The sequence below is a fragment of the Achromobacter anxifer genome (assembly GCF_903652925.1).
Lineage (GTDB): Bacteria > Pseudomonadota > Gammaproteobacteria > Burkholderiales > Burkholderiaceae_B > Achromobacter > Achromobacter anxifer.
Map to the genome: position 1 here is coordinate 512,151 of NZ_CAHLAR010000002.1, position 17,216 is coordinate 529,366.

The 17,216-nt window shown below is 66.9% G+C and carries 19 protein-coding genes and 1 tRNA gene; 9 read left to right on the forward strand and 11 right to left on the reverse strand.

Going from position 1 to position 17,216, the window contains the following annotated elements:
• Positions 1 to 13: 13 nt before the first annotated feature.
• The 7 genes from HWY37_RS07730 to dapC all read right to left on the reverse strand — a co-directional run bounded on the left by HWY37_RS07730 (position 14) and on the right by dapC (position 7,659).
• Positions 14 to 937 carry a FecR family protein gene (locus tag HWY37_RS07730; RefSeq protein ID WP_176088285.1) on the reverse strand — a complete coding sequence of 308 codons (924 nt, stop codon included), beginning with the start codon at positions 935 to 937 and terminating at the stop codon, positions 14 to 16.
• A 2-nt stretch (positions 938 to 939) separates the two neighbouring features.
• The gene (locus tag HWY37_RS07735) at positions 940 to 1,428 is read right to left on the reverse strand and encodes an RNA polymerase sigma factor (protein ID WP_175205787.1); all 489 of its coding nucleotides are present in this window, start codon (positions 1,426 to 1,428) and stop codon (positions 940 to 942) included.
• 124 nt (positions 1,429 to 1,552) lie between these two features.
• Positions 1,553 to 3,487, reverse strand: a complete 1,935-nt coding sequence (locus tag HWY37_RS07740; RefSeq protein WP_175205788.1) for an ABC-F family ATP-binding cassette domain-containing protein — start codon at positions 3,485 to 3,487, stop codon at positions 1,553 to 1,555.
• A complete protein-coding gene (prmB, locus tag HWY37_RS07745; RefSeq protein WP_175205789.1) occupies positions 3,484 to 4,380 on the reverse strand; it encodes a 50S ribosomal protein L3 N(5)-glutamine methyltransferase in 897 nt (298 codons plus the stop codon). Before prmB ends, HWY37_RS07740 begins: the two co-directional genes overlap by 4 nt.
• Positions 4,381 to 4,476: 96 nt before the next feature.
• Positions 4,477 to 5,616 (reverse strand): succinyl-diaminopimelate desuccinylase, encoded by a 1,140-nt coding sequence (gene dapE, locus HWY37_RS07750; RefSeq protein ID WP_176088286.1) that lies wholly within the window; start codon positions 5,614 to 5,616, stop codon positions 4,477 to 4,479.
• On the reverse strand, positions 5,617 to 6,438 hold the full coding sequence (gene dapD, locus HWY37_RS07755) for a 2,3,4,5-tetrahydropyridine-2,6-dicarboxylate N-succinyltransferase (protein WP_176088287.1): 822 nt from the start codon (positions 6,436 to 6,438) through the stop codon (positions 5,617 to 5,619). It abuts the gene before it with no gap.
• Between the two features lie 24 nt (positions 6,439 to 6,462).
• Complete coding sequence (gene dapC, locus HWY37_RS07760) at positions 6,463 to 7,659, reverse strand: succinyldiaminopimelate transaminase (protein ID WP_176088288.1); 1,197 nt, start codon at positions 7,657 to 7,659, stop codon at positions 6,463 to 6,465.
• 47 nt (positions 7,660 to 7,706) lie between these two features.
• Between dapC and HWY37_RS07765 the strand changes: the two genes are divergently transcribed.
• From HWY37_RS07765 to HWY37_RS07800, 8 genes are all read left to right on the forward strand, one after another.
• Positions 7,707 to 7,793 (forward strand) — tRNA-Leu (locus HWY37_RS07765).
• Positions 7,794 to 8,031: 238 nt separating this feature from the next.
• The gene (locus HWY37_RS07770; protein ID WP_176088289.1) at positions 8,032 to 8,361 is read left to right on the forward strand and encodes a cupin domain-containing protein; all 330 of its coding nucleotides are present in this window, start codon (positions 8,032 to 8,034) and stop codon (positions 8,359 to 8,361) included.
• Positions 8,362 to 8,438: 77 nt separating this feature from the next.
• Positions 8,439 to 8,831 carry a VOC family protein gene (locus tag HWY37_RS07775; RefSeq protein ID WP_176088290.1) on the forward strand — a complete coding sequence of 131 codons (393 nt, stop codon included), beginning with the start codon at positions 8,439 to 8,441 and terminating at the stop codon, positions 8,829 to 8,831.
• A 241-nt stretch (positions 8,832 to 9,072) separates the two neighbouring features.
• Positions 9,073 to 9,786: an aquaporin Z gene (gene aqpZ, locus HWY37_RS07780; RefSeq protein WP_175205795.1), complete on the forward strand. Its 714-nt coding sequence runs from the start codon at positions 9,073 to 9,075 to the stop codon at positions 9,784 to 9,786.
• A gap of 50 nt (positions 9,787 to 9,836) precedes the next feature.
• Complete coding sequence (locus HWY37_RS07785; RefSeq protein WP_175205796.1) at positions 9,837 to 10,526, forward strand: MgtC/SapB family protein; 690 nt, start codon at positions 9,837 to 9,839, stop codon at positions 10,524 to 10,526.
• 84 nt (positions 10,527 to 10,610) lie between these two features.
• Positions 10,611 to 11,165, forward strand: a complete 555-nt coding sequence (locus HWY37_RS07790) for a cytochrome b (RefSeq protein WP_176088291.1) — start codon at positions 10,611 to 10,613, stop codon at positions 11,163 to 11,165.
• 93 nt (positions 11,166 to 11,258) lie between these two features.
• Positions 11,259 to 12,116, forward strand: a complete 858-nt coding sequence (gene kdsA, locus HWY37_RS07795; protein ID WP_175205798.1) for a 3-deoxy-8-phosphooctulonate synthase — start codon at positions 11,259 to 11,261, stop codon at positions 12,114 to 12,116.
• A gap of 66 nt (positions 12,117 to 12,182) precedes the next feature.
• Entirely contained in the window at positions 12,183 to 12,491 is a 309-nt protein-coding gene (locus HWY37_RS07800) for a carbohydrate isomerase (RefSeq protein ID WP_175205799.1), read from the forward strand.
• 25 nt (positions 12,492 to 12,516) lie between these two features.
• Here HWY37_RS07800 and HWY37_RS07805 read toward each other — a convergent pair whose 3' ends face one another.
• Positions 12,517 to 13,002 carry a GNAT family N-acetyltransferase gene (locus HWY37_RS07805; protein ID WP_175205800.1) on the reverse strand — a complete coding sequence of 162 codons (486 nt, stop codon included), beginning with the start codon at positions 13,000 to 13,002 and terminating at the stop codon, positions 12,517 to 12,519.
• Positions 13,003 to 13,174: 172 nt separating this feature from the next.
• Between HWY37_RS07805 and HWY37_RS07810 the strand changes: the two genes are divergently transcribed.
• The gene (locus HWY37_RS07810) at positions 13,175 to 14,824 is read left to right on the forward strand and encodes a PqiB family protein (RefSeq protein WP_176088292.1); all 1,650 of its coding nucleotides are present in this window, start codon (positions 13,175 to 13,177) and stop codon (positions 14,822 to 14,824) included.
• On the opposite strand, the gene HWY37_RS07815 is transcribed toward HWY37_RS07810, so the two are convergent.
• The 3 genes from HWY37_RS07815 to HWY37_RS07825 form a co-directional block, all read right to left on the reverse strand.
• A complete protein-coding gene (locus HWY37_RS07815; RefSeq protein WP_175205802.1) occupies positions 14,825 to 15,256 on the reverse strand; it encodes a shikimate kinase in 432 nt (143 codons plus the stop codon).
• A gap of 115 nt (positions 15,257 to 15,371) precedes the next feature.
• Entirely contained in the window at positions 15,372 to 15,680 is a 309-nt protein-coding gene (locus HWY37_RS07820) for a hypothetical protein (RefSeq protein WP_175205803.1), read from the reverse strand.
• A gap of 89 nt (positions 15,681 to 15,769) precedes the next feature.
• The gene (locus HWY37_RS07825; RefSeq protein ID WP_176088293.1) at positions 15,770 to 17,212 is read right to left on the reverse strand and encodes an MFS transporter; all 1,443 of its coding nucleotides are present in this window, start codon (positions 17,210 to 17,212) and stop codon (positions 15,770 to 15,772) included.
• Between the last annotated feature and the right edge of the window lie 4 nt (positions 17,213 to 17,216).

A 17,216-nucleotide genomic window follows, 5' to 3' on the forward strand; every position in this document is an offset into this window, starting at 1 on the left:
TTGGCGGCCGTGGTCAGCGCAGGATCAGCAGGCCGGGCAACTCGGTAATGCCGACCTTGGATTGCGCCAGCAGCAGCGCCAGCGCGCGCCTGGGATCGCCGATGCTGGCGGTGCCGGACACGCGCAGGTTGCGGGCGGCTTCACCCAGCACCAGGATGTGCTTGCCGCCATAGCGGGACAGCCGCGCCGCGGCGTCGGGCAGCGAGACGTCGTTGAACGCTAGCAGGCCCTGGCTCCAGTCCGGCGCGGTTTCGGCGGCGGTCGCGGCCAGGCGGGCGATGCCGGCTGCCGAAACGTCGGCCCCTTCGCCCGGGCCGAGGACCAGGCGCTGGTCGTTTTCGCAGGCCAGGCAATCGACGGCCACCTCGTGTTCATACACGACGACGCGCGTGCGCCCGGCTTCCCGCGCCGCCGAATAGCGGGTGCCCAGCGCGGCGGCGGCGCCGTCCGGCGTAAGCACCGTGAAGCCTGGGCCCTCAGGGGTGCGCGGCGCCGCGGCGAACAGCGCACGGCCAGCCAGCAGCCGGACTTCGCGCTTGTCCGAGGTGAAATCGATGGCGATGGCCGATTCCGCATCCAGCGTGGCGCTGGAACCGTCCGGCAGGACGACGCGGCGCACCTCAGCGCCGGTCGTGTAGTCGGCGCCAGGATGGAAATCGCGCAGCAACTGCCAGGCCGGCCAGGCGGCCAGCAAGGCCAGCGCCGCCGCAGCGCCGCGCTTGCGCGCACGCCGCGGCGCCAGCTTGCCGCGTTCGACCTCGCCCATCCGCCGCCACAGGCGCGCCAGCCGTTCGTAGGCGGCAGCATGGCTGGCGTCCGCGCGGTACCAGGCTTCGAACTCCGCCTGGGCTTGAGCATCCATGCCCTGGCCGCTGTGGCGGACCACCCAGCGCGATGCTTCCTCCTGGGCGTTGCGGGCAGGGGCCGGAGACGCCATGGTCAGGATGCCAGCGCGTGGTCGCAGGCCAGCAGGATGCGCATCATGTGCTTTTCCACGGCGCTGACGGAGATCGTGTAGCGTTCGGCGATGGCGCGGTAGCTCAGGCCTTCGTGCCGGTGCAGCACGAACACGTCCAGGCTGCGGCGCGGCTGGGCGAGCAGGGCGCTTTCCAGCCTGCGCAGCATCTGGTTCGCGACGGCGACATCGAGCGTGTCGGCCTCATGCGCGGGCGGCCGCGAGGCCGCGTAGTCGGCAGTCGCCGCCAGTTCACGGCCGCGCCGCCGGTGCCAGTCGGTGGCGATATTGGCGGCCACGCGGAACACGTAGGCGCGGTCGTTGTCGGGACGCGTCCTGTCCTTGAATTCCGCCAGCTTGATCCAGGTGTCCTGCGCGCAGTCCTGCGCGACGTCGCGCGAACCGGTGCGCAAGGACAGGAAACCCAGCACCTCTCGGTAGTGGCGGAGAAATACATCCGTTAGCGAAGACATATCGCCGGCGTCGGGCGCCAGATAGAGTCAAATTCGCGACAGAGTATAGATGATAACGATTATTATTTCTATATAAGCACGGACAGCTGGAAGCGGCGGCAGGCGAGTCGCCCGCCGCCCGGACTCAGGCTTCGGACTGCTCGATCTCTTCGAGCGAGCCCTGGATTTCCAGCCACTGTTCTTCCAGCTCGTCCATGCGTTTGCCATGTTCGCCGTGTTCCGCCATGACCTTCTGGCGTTCGGCGCGGCGCGCGTCCGAGTACAGGTCCGGATCGGCGATCACGGCGTCCAGCGCGTGCAGCTTGGCGCGCAGCTTTTCCATTTCCGCCTCGACCTTGGCCAGCTTGGATTCCAGCGGCTTGCGCAGGGCGGACAGGCGCTGGCGCTGTTCGGCTTCGGCGCGGCGCTGGGCCTTGCGGTCGACGACCGGTTCGCTACCGTCGGCGTTTTCGCGCGCAGCCTCGGCGCGTTCGCCGGCGTTGCGGGCGGCGAGCCAGTCGCGGTAGTCCTCCAGGTCGCCGTCGAATTCGCACACGGCGCCGTCGGCCACGATCCAGAAGCTGTCCACGGTGGTGCGCAGCAGGTGGCGGTCATGCGATACCAGCAGCATGCTGCCGCCGAAGTCGGCCAGCGCGGCGGCCAGGGCCTCGCGCGTTTCCACGTCCAGGTGGTTGCTGGGTTCGTCCAGCAGCAGCAGGTTGGGCTTCTGCCAGACGATCAGCGACAGCGCCAGGCGCGCCTTTTCGCCGCCGGACATGGGGCCGACCTTGCTGGTCACCGTATCGCCCGAAAAACCGAAGCCGCCCAGGTAGTTGCGCAGCTCCTGCTCGCGGGTCTCGGGGGCCAGACGCGCCAGATGGGCGATGGGCGTGCTGTCCACGTCCAGCATGTCCAGCTGGTGCTGGTGGAAATAGCCGATGGCCAGGCCGCGCGAGGCGCGGCGCGTGCCGGCCTGCACCGGCAGTTCTTCGGCCAGGGTCTTGATCAGCGTGCTTTTGCCGGCGCCGTTGGCGCCCAGCACGCCGACGCGGCTGCCGGCGCGCACCATCAGCGTCACGTCGCGCAGGATGGGCACGGCGTTGCCGTCGGCATCCGTGTAGCCGGCCGACAGGTGTTCCAGGGTCAGCAGCGGATCCGGCACCTGGTCGGGCGAGGGGATGCGGATGTCGATGCCCGCCTCGGCGTGCAGCGGCGCCAGCACCTGCATGCGGGCCAGCGCCTTGACGCGGCTTTGCGCCTGCTTGGCCTTGGACGCCTTGGCCTTGAAGCGGTCGATGAAGCCCTGCAGCCGGGCCGCTTCGCGGGTCTGGCGTTCGTAGGCGATATTGGTCTGGCGCAGGCGTTCGGCGCGTTGCGTCAGGAAGTCGCCGTAGCCGCCGCGGTAGCGCACCAGCTTGGCGTGGTCGAAATGCAGGATGGACTTGGCGACCGCGTCCAGGAACTCGGTATCGTGGGAGATCAGCATGACGGTGCCCGGATAGGCGGCCAGCCACTTTTCCAGCCACAGCATGGCGTCGAGGTCCAGGTGGTTGGTGGGCTCGTCCAGCAGCAGCAGTTCGGACGGGGCCATCAGCGCGCGCGCCAGGGCCAGGCGCATGCGCCAGCCGCCGGAAAAGCTCTCCACCGGCTGCATCCACTCGGCCGGCTTGAAGCCCAGGCCGGCCAGCAGCTGTTCGGCGCGCGAGGCCGCGCTCCAGGCGCCGGCTTCCACCAGCGCCGCTTCCACTTCCGCGATCTGGGTGCCTTGCTCGTCAGTCAAGGCGGCGCGGCGCGCCTGCAGCTCGCGCAGATGCGTGTCGCCGTCGATGACGAATTCGCGCGCCGGGCGCTCATCGGCTTCGATTTCCTGCTTCACGCTGGCAATGCGCCAGCCCGCGGGCATGGTGAAGTTGCCGGCGTCCAGGTCCAGCGCGCCGGTCAGCAGCGCGAACAGCGAGGACTTGCCCGCGCCGTTCTTGCCCACGATGCCCACGCGCTCGCCTGGGTGCACGACGAATTCAGCGCCGTCCAGCAGCACCTTGGTGCCGCGGCGCAGGGTCAATCCAGTAGCGCGTATCACAGGCTCAGTTGCTCGCGGGTAAGCAGCAGAAGCTGGTCGGAGGCTTCCTCGGTGTCCAGCCATACGGGCGACAGCTGCGGGAATGCGGCCTCGAAGAAGTCGCGCTCGTGGCCGATTTCCAGCACCAGCACGCCTTCCGGCGTCAGGAAGCGCGGCGCCGCTTCCAGAATGCGGCGCACCAGGTCCATGCCATCGGCGCCGCCGGCCAGGGCCAGCTCCGGCTCGTGGCGGTATTCCTGGGGCAGCACGTCCATGGAGCCGCTGTTCACGTAAGGCGGATTGCAGATGATCACGTCGTACTGGCGCGCCGGCAGGTCGTCGAACAGATTGCTCTGGTGCAGTTCCAGGCGCTCGGCCAGGCCGTAATCGTCGACGTTGCGGCGCGCTACCTCCAGCGCGTCCGTCGATACGTCCACCGCATCGACGTGGGCGTAGGGGAAGGCCAGCGCCGACAGGATCGCCAGGCAGCCGGACCCCGTGCACATGTCCAGCACGTTCTCGACCGCGTAGGCGTCCTGCACCCAGGGCGACAGGCCGGTATCCAGCAGTTCGGCGATGGGCGAACGCGGCACGATGACGCGCTGGTCCACGTAGAAGCGATGGCCGCGCAGCCAGGCCTCGTTGGTGAGGTAGGCGGCCGGCAGGCGCTCGGTCACGCGGCGGTCGATCAGGTCAAGCACGCGGTTGCGTTCCTCGCTGAGCACGCGGGCGTCCAGGAAGGGCTCCAACGTGTCCAGCGGCAGGTGCAGGGCATGCAGCGTCAGGTAGACCGCCTCGTCCCAGGCGTTGTCGCTGCCGTGCCCCAGCGCCACCTGGGCGCCGTTCAGGCGCGACACGCCGTAGCGGATCAGGTCGCGCAGGGTCAGCAGTTCTTGGCGGGCGGATTGATACATATAAGACCTTTGTTTTTCCCCGCCGGGCCGCCCCAAGGGGAAAAGCGCCCCCTCAGGGGCGGAGAGCCCGCGCGGCGAGCGCCGCGCGCGGGCAGTTCATTGCGGCAGCAGGAGGTTTTCCAGCGTGCGCCGATAGATGTTCTTCAGCGGGTCGAGCGAGGCCACTTCGATCCGTTCGTTGACCTTGTGGATCGTGGCGTTGCAGGGGCCGAACTCGATGACCTGCGGGCAGATCTTGGCGATGAAGCGGCCATCGGACGTGCCGCCCGTGGTGGAGAGCTCGGCCGTCACGCCGGTTTCGTCGCGGATGGCCGAGACCAGCGCGTCCGTCAGCGAGCCGCGCGGCGTCAGGAAGGGTTCGCCGCCCAGTTCCCAGTCCAGCGTGTACTCCAGGCCGTGGCGGTCCAGCACCTCGTGCACGCGCGCCTGCAGGCTTTCGGGCGTGCTGGCGGTCGAGAAACGGAAGTTGAACAGCGCCACCGCCTCGCCCGGCACCACGTTGGTGGCGCCCGTGCCCGAGTTCAGGTTGGACACCTGGAACGTGGTGGGCGGGAAGTACTCGTTGCCCTTGTCCCATTCGATGTCGACGATGTCGGCCAGCGCCGGCGCCAACTGGTGCACGGGGTTGCGCGCCAGGTGAGGGTAGGCCACGTGGCCCTGGATGCCCTTCACCGTGAGCTTGCCCGACAGCGAGCCGCGGCGGCCGTTCTTGCAGGTATCGCCCAGCACGTCGCCCGAGGTGGGTTCGCCGACGATGCAATAGTCCATCTGTTCGCCGCGCGCCTTCAGCGCGTCGCAGACGATGGCGGTGCCGTCGATCGACGGACCTTCCTCGTCGGAGGTAATCAGCAGGGCGATCGAGCCGCCATGCTGCGGGTGGGCCGCCACGAATTCCTCGGCCGCCACCACGAAGGCGGCGATCGAGCTCTTCATGTCGGCCGCCCCGCGGCCGTACAGGTAGCCATCGCGCTCGGTGGGAACGAAGGGATCGCTTTCCCACTTATCGCGCGGACCCGGAGGCACCACGTCCGTGTGACCGGCAAACACGGTCAGGGGCGCCGCGCTGCCGCGCCGCGCCCACAGGTTGGTGACCCCGCCCTGGGCGATGGTCTCGCAGGTAAAGCCGACGCGCTCCAGGCGCGCGGCCAGCGTCGCCTGGCAGTCTTCATCGGCCGGCGTGACCGAAGGGCGGGCAATCAGGTCCTTGACCAGATCCAGTACAGCCGTCGTGCTCATTTACGCCCTCAGCAGATCATTGATGCTGGTCTTGGCGCGGGTCTGCGCGTCGACGCGCTTGACGATGACCGCGCAGGCCAGGCTGTGCGAGCCGTCGGCCGAAGGCAGCGAGCCCGGGACCACGACCGAACCCGACGGCACGCGGCCGTAGGTGATCTTGCCGGTGGCGCGGTCATAGATCTTGGTGCTTTGCGACAGGAACACGCCCATGGCCAGCACCGAGTTCTCTTCGACGATCACGCCTTCCACGACTTCCGAGCGGGCGCCGATGAAGCAGTTGTCTTCGATGATGGTCGGGTTGGCCTGCAGCGGCTCCAGCACGCCGCCGATGCCCACGCCGCCCGACAGGTGCACGTTCTTGCCGATCTGGGCGCAGGAGCCGACGGTGGCCCAGGTGTCGACCATGGTGCCTTCGTCGACGTAGGCGCCGATGTTCACGTAGGAGGGCATCAGCACCACGTTGCGGGCGATGTAGGCGCCGCGGCGGGCCACGGCCGGCGGCACCACGCGGTAGCCGCCTTGCTTGAAGGCGTTGTCGCCGTATTCCGAGAACTTGAGCGGCACCTTGTCGTAGAACTGCAGCGGAGCCTGGCCCATGATGGCGTTCTCGTTCAGGCGGAACGACAGCAGCACGGCCTTCTTGATCCACTGGTGCACGACCCAGTCGTCGTTGATTTTCTCGGCCACGCGCAAGCGGCCCAGATCCAGGCCGTCGATGGTGTGCTCGACCGCTTCGCGCACTTCGGCGCTGGCGTCGGTGGGCGACAGGTTGGCCCGGTCGTCCCAGGCTTTTTCGATGGTGGTCTGCAGGTCGAGAGTCATATCGGCTCAGCTTTTAAAGGTTGATCAAACGGAAGTATGCACAAAATGGGCGATGCGCTCGGCTGCCTGTACGCAGTCAGCCAAGGGCGCCACCAAGGCAATGCGGATGCGGCCCTGGCCCGGATTCACGCCGTGCGCCTCGCGCGCCAGGAAGCTGCCCGGCAGCACGGTAACACCAGTACGGCCAAAAAGGTCGCGCGCGAAAGCGGTATCCGAACCAGGCGTGGCCGCCCAGAGGTAGAACGAGGCCTGCGGACGGGACACGTCCAGCACCTTTTGCAGGATGGGCACGACCGCGTCGAACTTTTCGCGGTACATGCGCCGGTTTTCCTTCACGTGGGCCTCGTCGGTCCAGGCGGCGATGCTGGCCGCGGACACGATGGGGCTCATGGCGCTGCCATGATACGTGCGGTACAGCAGGAAGCGGCCGATCAGCGCGGCGTCGCCGGCGACGAAGCCCGAACGCAGCCCAGGCACGTTGGAGCGCTTGGACAGGCTGGAGAACGCGACCAGGTTGCGGTAGGTATCGCGGCCCAGGCGGCGCGCCGCCTGCAGGCCGCCGAGCGGCGGATTGCCTTCGTCCAGGTAGATTTCGGAATAGCACTCGTCCGACACGATCACGAAGCCGTGGCGGTCCGAGAGTTCGAATAGCGTTTTCCACTCGTCCAGCGACATGACGTTGCCGGCCGGGTTGCCCGGCGAGCAGACGAACACCATGCGCGCCTTCTTCCAGACTTCGTCCGGCACCTGGTTCCAGTCGCTGGCGAAATTGCGCACCGGGTCGGCGTTGACGAAGTAGGGCGTGGCGCCGGCCAGCAAGGCCGCGCCTTCGTAGATCTGATAGAACGGATTCGGGCAGATCACCACCGAGCCGGCGGACGGGTCGATGACGGTCTGCGTGAACGCGAACAGCGCCTCGCGCGAACCCAGCGCCGGCAGCACCTGGGTTTCAGGATCGAGGGCAGGGATGCTGTAGCGGCGTGCCAGCCATTCCGAGATCGCGCGGCGCAGCGCCGGGTCGCCCTTGGTGGACGGGTAGACGGACAGTCCGGCGAGATTGTCGCGGATGGCTTGTCCGACGCGTTCAGGCGCGGCGTGTTTGGGCTCGCCAATCGAGAGATTGATGGGCGTCAGGCCGTCCGGCTGTTGCGCGGCCGAAGCCAGCAAAGCCCGCAATTTTTCGAACGGATAGGGGTGGAGAGCATCGAGGCGCGGATTCATGACGCAAGATTTTAACAAGCAAGCTACAATAGCGGGCTTGGCTTAACGCGAAGGTGGCGAAATTGGTAGACGCACCAGGTTTAGGTCCTGACGCCGTAACAGGTGTAGGGGTTCGAGTCCCCTCCTTCGCACCAACCCAATTTGGGCACTGATCTGGCTTGATGCCAACAGTATCCTGCAAGCCCCAAGGCATTGAATGCCTTGGGGCTTTCTTTTTGCTGTCATGGGTTGCTGCTGCGGGGGCGTTGCTGCGGGGTTGTCACTGCGGGCTGTCACTGCCCAGCGGGGATATGCTCAAGCCTTAGTGGAAAACCGCCCATGTATCGACACTTGATACGGCCACTCAAGTCCGCCCACTTAAGGAGAGCCCCCATGGCGCTCAAGCACGCTGCATTTCTGGATGTCATCGATCTGCGCACCCCGCACCAGGAACACGGAGAGGCCGTCAGCGTCAGCCTGATGAAGACGGCGCGCATGCAATTGCTGCAATTGGCCTTGCCGGCGGGCAAGGAGCTGCCGCGCCACGCGGTGGCGGGCGAGGTCACCATTCATTGCATTGCCGGCGAGGTCGACGTGGCCTTGCCCGGCGGCAGCCGTTTGCTGCGCGAAAACCAGCTCAGCGCCTTGCCCGCGCACGAGCCGCACGCGCTGACCGGCTTGCGTGATGCCACCTTGCTGGTAACGATAGTGCTGGATAAATAAACAGTATTCTGGTTAAATCTGTCATGAGGCTTGGCACTTGCCAAGCCGCGCTGCCCATTCCTCGACCAGGACGTCTCATGAAATTCGGATACACCATCATCTACGTGCCGGACGTCGCGGCATCGCTGTCGTTTTTTGAACAGGCCTTCGGATTCTCCAGGCGCTTTCTGCACGAGTCCCAGACTTACGGCGAACTCGAAACCGGCGACACCACGCTGTCGTTCGCCGCGCATGAGCTGGCCGGCGCGAATTTCCGCGGCGGCCACGTGGCGGCCTCGGCGTCGGCCGAGCCCCTGGGCATGGAAGTGGCTTTCGTCACCGATGACGTCGCCGCCGCTCACGCCCGCGCGCTTGCCGCAGGCGCAACGGAACTGACCGCGCCCGCGCCCAAGCCCTGGGGGCAGGTCGTGTCCTACGTCCGTTGTCCCGACGGCACGCTGGTCGAACTGTGCACGCCCGTGCACGGCTAGCGGCCCGCGCTGCCACGCAGCTATTCCCGAGCCGGATACGAAGCCGGCCCCGGGATGACCGCTTGAGCCTTTTCGTCTAGCCGCTACGGGCGATCCTCGAACCTGTCCGCCGACGTTACCGTGGTTGCGGCAGGGGCGGTGGCGTCTGGCTGCGCTCAAGAATTGTCAAGATTTGCATTGCTTTAAAGTCGTCGCTCCCGCCTCGCGATACCGTGGCATTTTCGTTTTACGGGGAGTCGACATGTATTCGCTTTCTAAGCGTTGCGGCGCGGAGTTTTTTGGCACGTTCTGGCTGGTTTTGGGAGGCTGCGGCGCGGCGGTGCTGGCCGCTGGTTTCCCCCAGCTGGGTATCGGTTTCGCCGGCGTGGCGCTGGCCTTCGGCCTGACCGTGCTGACGATGGCGTTCGCGGTGGGGCACATCTCCGGCGGGCATTTCAATCCGGCCGTCACGGTCGGATTGGTGGCGGGCGGACGTTTCCCCGCCAAGGAAATCGTGCCTTACGTCATTGCCCAGGTCCTGGGCGCGATCGTGGCTGCGGCAGTGCTGGCCTGCATCGCAAGCGGCAAGCTGGGCTTCGACCTGAAGGGCAGCCACTTCGCGGCCAACGGCTATGACGCGTATTCGCCGGGCAAGTACTCGATGGCCTCCGCCCTGGTGACGGAAATCGTGATGACCGCGGGCTTCATCTTCGTGATCCTGGGCGCCACCAGCAAGCGCGCGCCCGCCGGTTTCGCGGCGATTCCCATTGGGCTTGCGCTGACGCTCATCCACCTGATCAGCATCCCGGTCACGAACACCTCGGTCAATCCGGCACGTTCCACCGGCCCCGCGCTGTTCGTGGGCGGCTGGGCGCTGGAACAGCTGTGGCTGTTCTGGGTCGCGCCCATCGTCGGCGCAATCGTCGGCGCCATTGCCTACCGGCTGGTGAGCGATCCGGCGCAGGAACGAAACTAGCCCAAGCGTTACGCCGGGCGATAATGGGGCCGAGTCTACGATCCGGTCCCATGAACGAATTCGCGATAGCCATCAATCTTGTGCTGGCCATGCTGCTCGGCGCCGCTGTCGGCGTCGAGCGCCAATGGCGGCAGAACTACGCCGGCGTGGTCACGCATGCGCTGGTTGCGCTGGGCGCGGCCGCCTATACCGCCTTGCCCGCGCTGCTGGACGCCGGTAGCGACATGCGCCTGGGCAGCCAGGTCGTGACGGGCATCGGCTTCCTGGGAGCCGGCCTGATCATGCGCGACGGCCTGACCATACGCGGCCTGAGCGCGGCCGCCACCATCTGGGCCACCGGCGCCGTGGGCGTGCTGGCGGGCTACGGCTTTCTTGCCGAATCCAGCCTGGTCACGGCGCTGATCCTGGTGACCAATGTGCTGCTGCGGCGCGGCGCCAGGCTGGTGGACCGCTACGTTCCCGAGGCCGAGGCCGAGGAGCGCTACTACAACATCGCCTTGACCTGCGCGTCGACGGACGAGGCCCTGGTGCGCGCGGAATTGTTGAACGCCCTGGGCAAGCACAGCCTGCGCCTGCGCGGTGTGGAAAGCCAGCAGCGCGATGGCGGCCGGTCCGAAGTGACCGCGGCGGTCTATTCCACGCAACAGGAAGACGAACGTGTGGAAAAACTGGTGGGCAGCCTGAGCCTGCTGCCGCAAACCTATTCGGCCAGATGGACCTCCGACACCGGCAACGCCTGATGCCCGCCGGCGTCAGGAATCAGGACGCCGTAAGTCTGATGTCAATACGCTTGCAGGCTTTCCTCCAGACGACGAGCGTATCCCGTGCCCACACCCCTCCAACCCGCCGCGCCGGCCCACTATGACCGGGTCACCATCGCGTTCCATTGGCTGACGGCGCTCCTCGTGGTGGGCCTGTTCGCGCTGGCCGAGATCTGGGATTTCCTGCCGCGCGGCACGCCCACGCGGCGCTTGTTGCAGCACCTGCATATTTCATTTGGCTTGTTGTTTGCCGCCGTGTTCGTGCTGCGGATCGTCTGCCGCCTCACCGCGGACAGGCGCCTGCCGCCGGCGGCCACGGGCTGGCTGCGCGCGGCTAGTACGGGCGTACACGGATTGCTGTACCTGCTGATGGCGGCGCAGATCGTGCTGGGCTTCCTGTTCCGCTGGGCGCAGGGCGAGCCGTTCGCGTTCTTCGGCCTGTTCGATGTGCCCACGCTGATCGCCATCGATCACGAGCAGCGCCGCTTCATCGGCGGACTGCACGACACCGTGGCCTGGTGCATCATCATCCTGGCGCTGCTGCATGCGCTGGCCGGGCTGTTCCACCATTACGTGCTGCGCGACGGGGTGCTGCGCCGCATGCTTTCAAGCCGCTGAGCCGGAGGCGTGCGGGGCGGCGGGCGCGGACCGGTCGGGCAGGTTGTACATTACGCACTATCACCTGCCTTACTTCCACAGGATTCACCCATCATGACCGCCCCAGAAGTGTTTATCTCCTCCTCGATCAGCTGCGCGAACGACCGCCCCTTCGTGCTGTTCGGCGGCATCAATGTGCTGGAATCCAAGGACCTGGCGCTGCGCGCCTGCGAGGAATACCAGCGCGTCACCCGCAAGCTGGGCATCCCCTACGTATTCAAGGCCTCCTTCGACAAGGCCAACCGCTCGTCGATCCATTCCTACCGCGGTCCGGGCCTGGAAGAGGGCATGAAGATCTTCGAGGCGGTCAAGAAGGAGTTCGGCGTGCCGGTCATCACCGACGTGCATGAACCGTGGCAGGCGGCTCCCGTGGCCGAGGTCGTCGACATCCTGCAACTGCCCGCCTTCCTGGCGCGGCAGACGGACCTGGTGGTCGCGCTGGCCAAGACGCAGCGCGTCATCAACATCAAGAAGCCCCAGTTCCTCAGCCCGACCCAGGTGCTGAACATCGTCGAGAAGTTCACCGAGGCCGGCAACGACAAGCTGATTCTTTGCGACCGCGGCACCTGCTTTGGCTATGACAACCTGGTTGTAGACATGCTAGGGTTTGGCGTGATGAAAAAAGTGTCCGGCAACCGCCCGCTCATTTTTGACGTCACCCATGCCTTGCAGCAGCGCTCGGCGCTGGACGCCGCTTCCGGCGGCCGCCGCGAGCAGGTCGCCGAGCTGGCGCGCGCGGGCATGGCAGTGGGGTTGGCCGGCCTGTTCCTCGAAGCCCATCCCGATCCCAAGAACGCGAAGTGCGATGGCCCCAGCGCCTTGCCGCTGGACAAGCTGGAGCCCTTCCTGACCCAGCTGAAGATGCTGGATGACCTGGTGAAGTCCTTTGCCCCTATCGACATCGAGCCTTGACGCCAGCAGTCATAACGGCTGCGCAAAGTTGTTATACGATCCCGGCCTAACATTGGGGAGGCCTGGATGTCTTTGTATGTGATCGTCGCGGTCCGTAAAGAGCCTGTCAGCGGGCATGTGGCCTATGTGCGTTGGGGCCAGGCCGAACGCGGCGTGCCCGGCTGGGTCACTGAACCGGTGACGGCGGCGGCATCCGAGGTTATCGAGGCCATCAAGGACGGGGCGGAAGTCGAAACCGCCATCAGCCAGGACGGCATGAGCGTGGCCTTGCGGCCGGTGCGCGTCCTGGTGGACGACGACGGGCGCGAGCATCTCGCGTCCGCGCCGGTTCCCAGTTCAACGCTGTATACGCTCTTCGACCTGCCGGAATTCTGATCCGGCAGATCGCCGCTGGCGGCGCCTAGCGCCGGCCCTGCGCGAAATTGAGCAGGGCGTCTCCAGCCATCCGGTAGCGCACCCATTCATCCTGCGGCAAGGCGCCGATCGACTTGTAGAAATCGATGGCGGGGGTGTTCCAGTCCAGCACGCTCCATTCCAGGCGGCCGCAGCCGTTGGCCACCGCTTCTTGCGCCAGGTGGCGCAGCAGGTCGCGGCCCGCGCCGATGCCGCGCTGTTCGGGCGTGACGTACAGGTCTTCCAGGTAGATGCCGTTCTTGCCCAGCCAGGTGGAGTAGCTGTAGAAGTAGACGGCGTAGCCGATGGCCTTGCCGTCCAGCAGGCACATCAAGGCCTTGGCCGGCGCACCTTCGGCGAACAGGGTGCGCTCGACGTCCTCGGGGCTGGCGATCACCTCGTGGGCGGCGCGCTCATACACGGCCAGCTCGGTGATGAAGGCATGGATCTGGGCCGCATCCGTAGGGACGGCCGGACGAATTTCGATGGTCACGGGTAATTCCTGCTTTAGGGGGGCCTTATCCTACCTGTGAACACGAGGCGGCGCATTTTCGCCCGGCATACCGATCCCGGGAATACCCTTACTTGCGCGCTGGCCGTCAGGGCGCGATTCTTGAAAGCGTTCTGCCCTCGAGTCCGTATGCGTACTACAGGGGACATCAACCATGCCTGAGTCTGGCCCCGCCGTTGCCAGCACGCCTGCCGCAAGGCGCAAAGGGCGTCGCCTGTCCTGGATTTGGCTGGTGCCGGTCATCGCGGCCCTGGGCGGATTGCTGCTGGTGCTTCGCGTCTGGCTGAACGCCGGCCCCACGGCCGACATCAGCTTCCAGACCGCCGAAGGCCTGGAGGCCGGCAAGACCCAGGTCCGCTACAAGGAAGTCAACGTCGGCGTGGTCGAACGCGTGGCGTTGAACCCGGACCGCACGGGCGTCATCGCGACGGTGCGCATCAACAAGGACGCGGGCAGCCTGCTGCAGGAAGGAACCATCTTCTGGGTAGTCCGGCCCCGCCTGACCCTGAATGGCGTGTCGGGCCTGAGCACCTTGTTCTCCGGCGCCTATGTCGGCGTGGATCCGTCCGACCGCTACCGCAAGGAAGGCGCGACCCGCGCGTCCAAGTCCGAGTTCGTTGGCCTGGAAACGCCACCCGAAGTCGCGCAGGACCGCGCCGGCAAGCGTTTCACGCTCAAGGCGCGCGACCTGGGCTCGCTGGACGTAGGCTCGCCCGTTTATTTCCGCCGCATCGCCGTGGGGCAGGTGGTGGCCTACCACCTGGATGCCAACGGCGATGGCGTCGACGTGCAGGTCTTCATCGACGCGCCGAACGACGCCTACGTCAACAGCGCCACGCGCTTCTGGAACGCCAGCGGGGTGGACTTCAGCGTTGACGCCCGCGGCTTGCAGGTGCGCTCGCAATCGCTGCTGTCGGTGATCGTCGGGGGCGTGGCGTTCGACACGGTGGAGCAGCATGCGCACACGGCGGCCAAGGCAGGCGCCGAGTTCACCATTTTTTCGTCCGAAGGCGCAGCCCGCGCGCAGCCCGACGGTCTGCCGCTGCACATCCGCATGCGTTTCGACCAATCGGTCCGGGGCCTGGCGGTGGGCGCGCCTATCGACGCCTATGGCGCGGCTATCGGGCAGGTGGATTCCATTGGCCTGGAGTTCGACCCGGCGACCAAGCAGTTCTACGCCCTGGTCGGGGCCACCGTCTATCCCGAGCGCCTGGGCGCCGATGCGGTGGGTGAAATCAAGCAATACTCCGGATCGTCGCTGGAGCATCCCAGCGGAAAGCTGCTGACCGCATTGATCGAACAGGGCCTGCGGGCGCAGCTGCGCATCGGCAATCTGTTGACGGGCCAGTTGTATGTCGCCTTGGCGGTGTTCCCGGATGCCAAGCCGGTGTCGTTCAAGATGGAGGAAGAACCCTTCATCCCCACGGTGCCGAACAATCTGGATCAGTTGCAGCAGCAGATCAACAGCATCCTGACCAAGCTGGACAAGGTGCCGTTCGAAGGCCTCGGCGCCGATCTGAGCCAGTTCCTGCGCGTCACGGCCAGCCTGATGAAGGGGCTGGACACCCGCCTGGCCCCGGAGGCCCAGGCCATGCTGCGCCAAGCCACCAAGTCGCTGGCCGCGGTAGGGGGGGCGCTGAGTCCCGATGCAGGCTTGCCGGTGAATGCCAACGCGGCCTTGCAGGAGCTGTCGCGCACCGCCCGGTCCCTGCGTGAACTGGTGGACTATCTGCAAGCCCACCCGGAATCGTTGTTGCGCGGTCGCGCCGCGGACGGCCCGTACTCGCGCCAACCCGCGCGCTAGTCAGGCATCGAGCCACTGCGCAATCTGGCGGGCGCTGGATTGCGCGTCCGTGGCGGAGGTGTCCAGCACCAGATCGCTGAACGGGCGCGAAGCGTAGCCTTCGAGGTACATCTGCGCGGTGCGTTGCCGCTCCCATTCCTCCAGCACGCGTCCGCCCCTGTCCGATTGCGCCGCCGCGAGCGCGGGCGCCAGCGTCACCACGCGCAGCCGGGCGGCGCGTCGCGTGCAGGCCGCCAGAATCCGTTCGTAGCTGTCCTGCTCCAGGGGGTAGGCGATGACCAGGTAGGGCTCCCGCGCGCTGCCGATGAGGTCCGTGAGGCGGGTCACTGCCTGCGCCCATTGCTCGGTCTGGGGCAGGTGGCTGGGCGCGTCGTGGTCGTCGCCTTCGATGAAGCGCGCGCCGGGCAGCATGGCGGCCAGTGCGGCGCCCACGGTGGACTTGCCGCTGTTGATGGGGCCGTTGATATGGATGACGGTGGTGTCAGGATGGGAAATGGCTGTTCCTTGCCGTGGTGGCGGGCGCGGGAGCGCGCCGGCGCCCGCGGTTTCAGAACAGGCATTGTCGCAGGGTGAACTTGCGGCCGAAAGCGCGGACCTCGTCGCCGTCCACCGAAGCCGCCAGGTCCCAGCGGCTGCCGCGCGTCACCAGGACGGATTGGCCGGCAAAGGCATGGCGCAAGGCAAACTGCCAGAAGGCGGCTTCGGATCCCACGGGTTCCAGGTCGTGCGGTCCGATCAGCAGCCGGGTGGGGCGGGGCGTGGCGCCCAGCGTCCAGCGCAGGGCGATGCCCAGGAATGCAAAGCGCGCCAGAAGCGACGACGGTTGCACGCAAAGCACGCGGATTCTGTTGACCATGGCAGGACCTCTTGCAGACGAATCCAGCGTAGCAAAAGTGCCGGGGACCTTCCATACCGCCTTTGGCCGAGCATGCGCGCGCCAGTCTGCTATTGCCGCGCGGCCTCGAGCCCGCGCCGGCGCGTGATCCGACGCAGCAGCAACAGCGCTGAGACAGGCGCCAGCGCGAACGTCGCGAACAGCCATTGCGCCGCGTGCTGCGCGCCCACGACGCCGCCCGGATCCGCCAGCCCCGCGCTGTTGGTGATGACGCCGGCAAGCGCCGCCGTCAACGCCGTTGCGTAGAGCTGCACGGTGGTGATGGATGACGAGGTCAGCGTTTCCTCGCCTTTGGGCGCAGCCGTGAATATCCGGGTCAGCAGGTGCGGCCAGCTCAGGCCGATGCCGAATCCCACGCCGGCCAGCGCAAGCACGTAGAGCGCCAAGCCCGCGTAGGACTCAAGCTGCGCCGTGCGCGGGGTCATGAGGGCCAGGCCGATCAGCGCCGCCAGGATAACGACGGGGCTCAAGCGCACCATGAGGTCGGCGGCGGGGCCGCTGCGGGTGGCGCTGGGCATGGCGGCCAGCGTCCATCCGGCCGCCATGGCCGCAGTCATGTAGCCGGCCGCCAGCGGCGTCGTGCCATGGATGACTTGCAGGAAGTACGGCACGAAGATTTCAGTGGTGATCGCGGCCACGATGAGGCACATGATGGCGTACAGCGCGCCCAGCGGCGTGCCGATGGAGTAGGCGCCGGTAGGCAGCAGGCGCTTCGCGGCGCGCCGGTCCACCGCGGCGATCAGCGCGGCGATCGCCAGTCCCGCGGCGATGCCGGCAAGATTCCAGCGCAGGTCCTTCGACAGGCTGGCCAGGGTGATGGCCAGCACGCTGGCCACCAGCAGGCCCAGCGTGGTCAGCGGCAGCGGACTGGGCTTGCTGGGCGGAATCGAATCCTTGCCGCCCACCTTGAGCGTCACGATGGCCGCCAGGGCTGCGGCCACGGGCAGGAGGGCCCAGAACGCCAGCCGCCAGTGCCCGGTCTGGGCAAAGACGCCGCCGATGGCCGGTCCGCACAAGGTGGCGACGCCCCACATGCCCGATACCAGCGCCATCGCGCGCGACCACAGCGGCGCTTCGAACACCAGTCGGATCAGGGCATAGCTGAGCGCGAAGAGGATGCCGCCGCCCAGGCCCTGGATGCTGCGTCCCGTCAGCAGCGCGGGCATGCTCGGGGCCAGCGCGCAGGCCACGGAGCCGACGGTGAACACCAGCACGGCGAGCAGGTAGGCTGCGCGCGGGCCCAGCGTTTCGATCAACCGGGCGGAAAGCGCCGAGCCGACGATGGACGTGACCACGAACAGCGTGGTGTTCCAGGCGTAGTACTCCAGCCCGCCGATGTCCTGGATGACGCTGGGCAGGATGGTGGTGACGATGTAGACGTTGATGGCGTGCAGCGCCACGCCGCCCGCCAGCGCGATGGAGCGCAGCGCATTGGTTCCATGCAGCAGGTCTGCCCAGGACGCGTTTGAAACAGGGGATGTGCTGGTGCTCACGCGG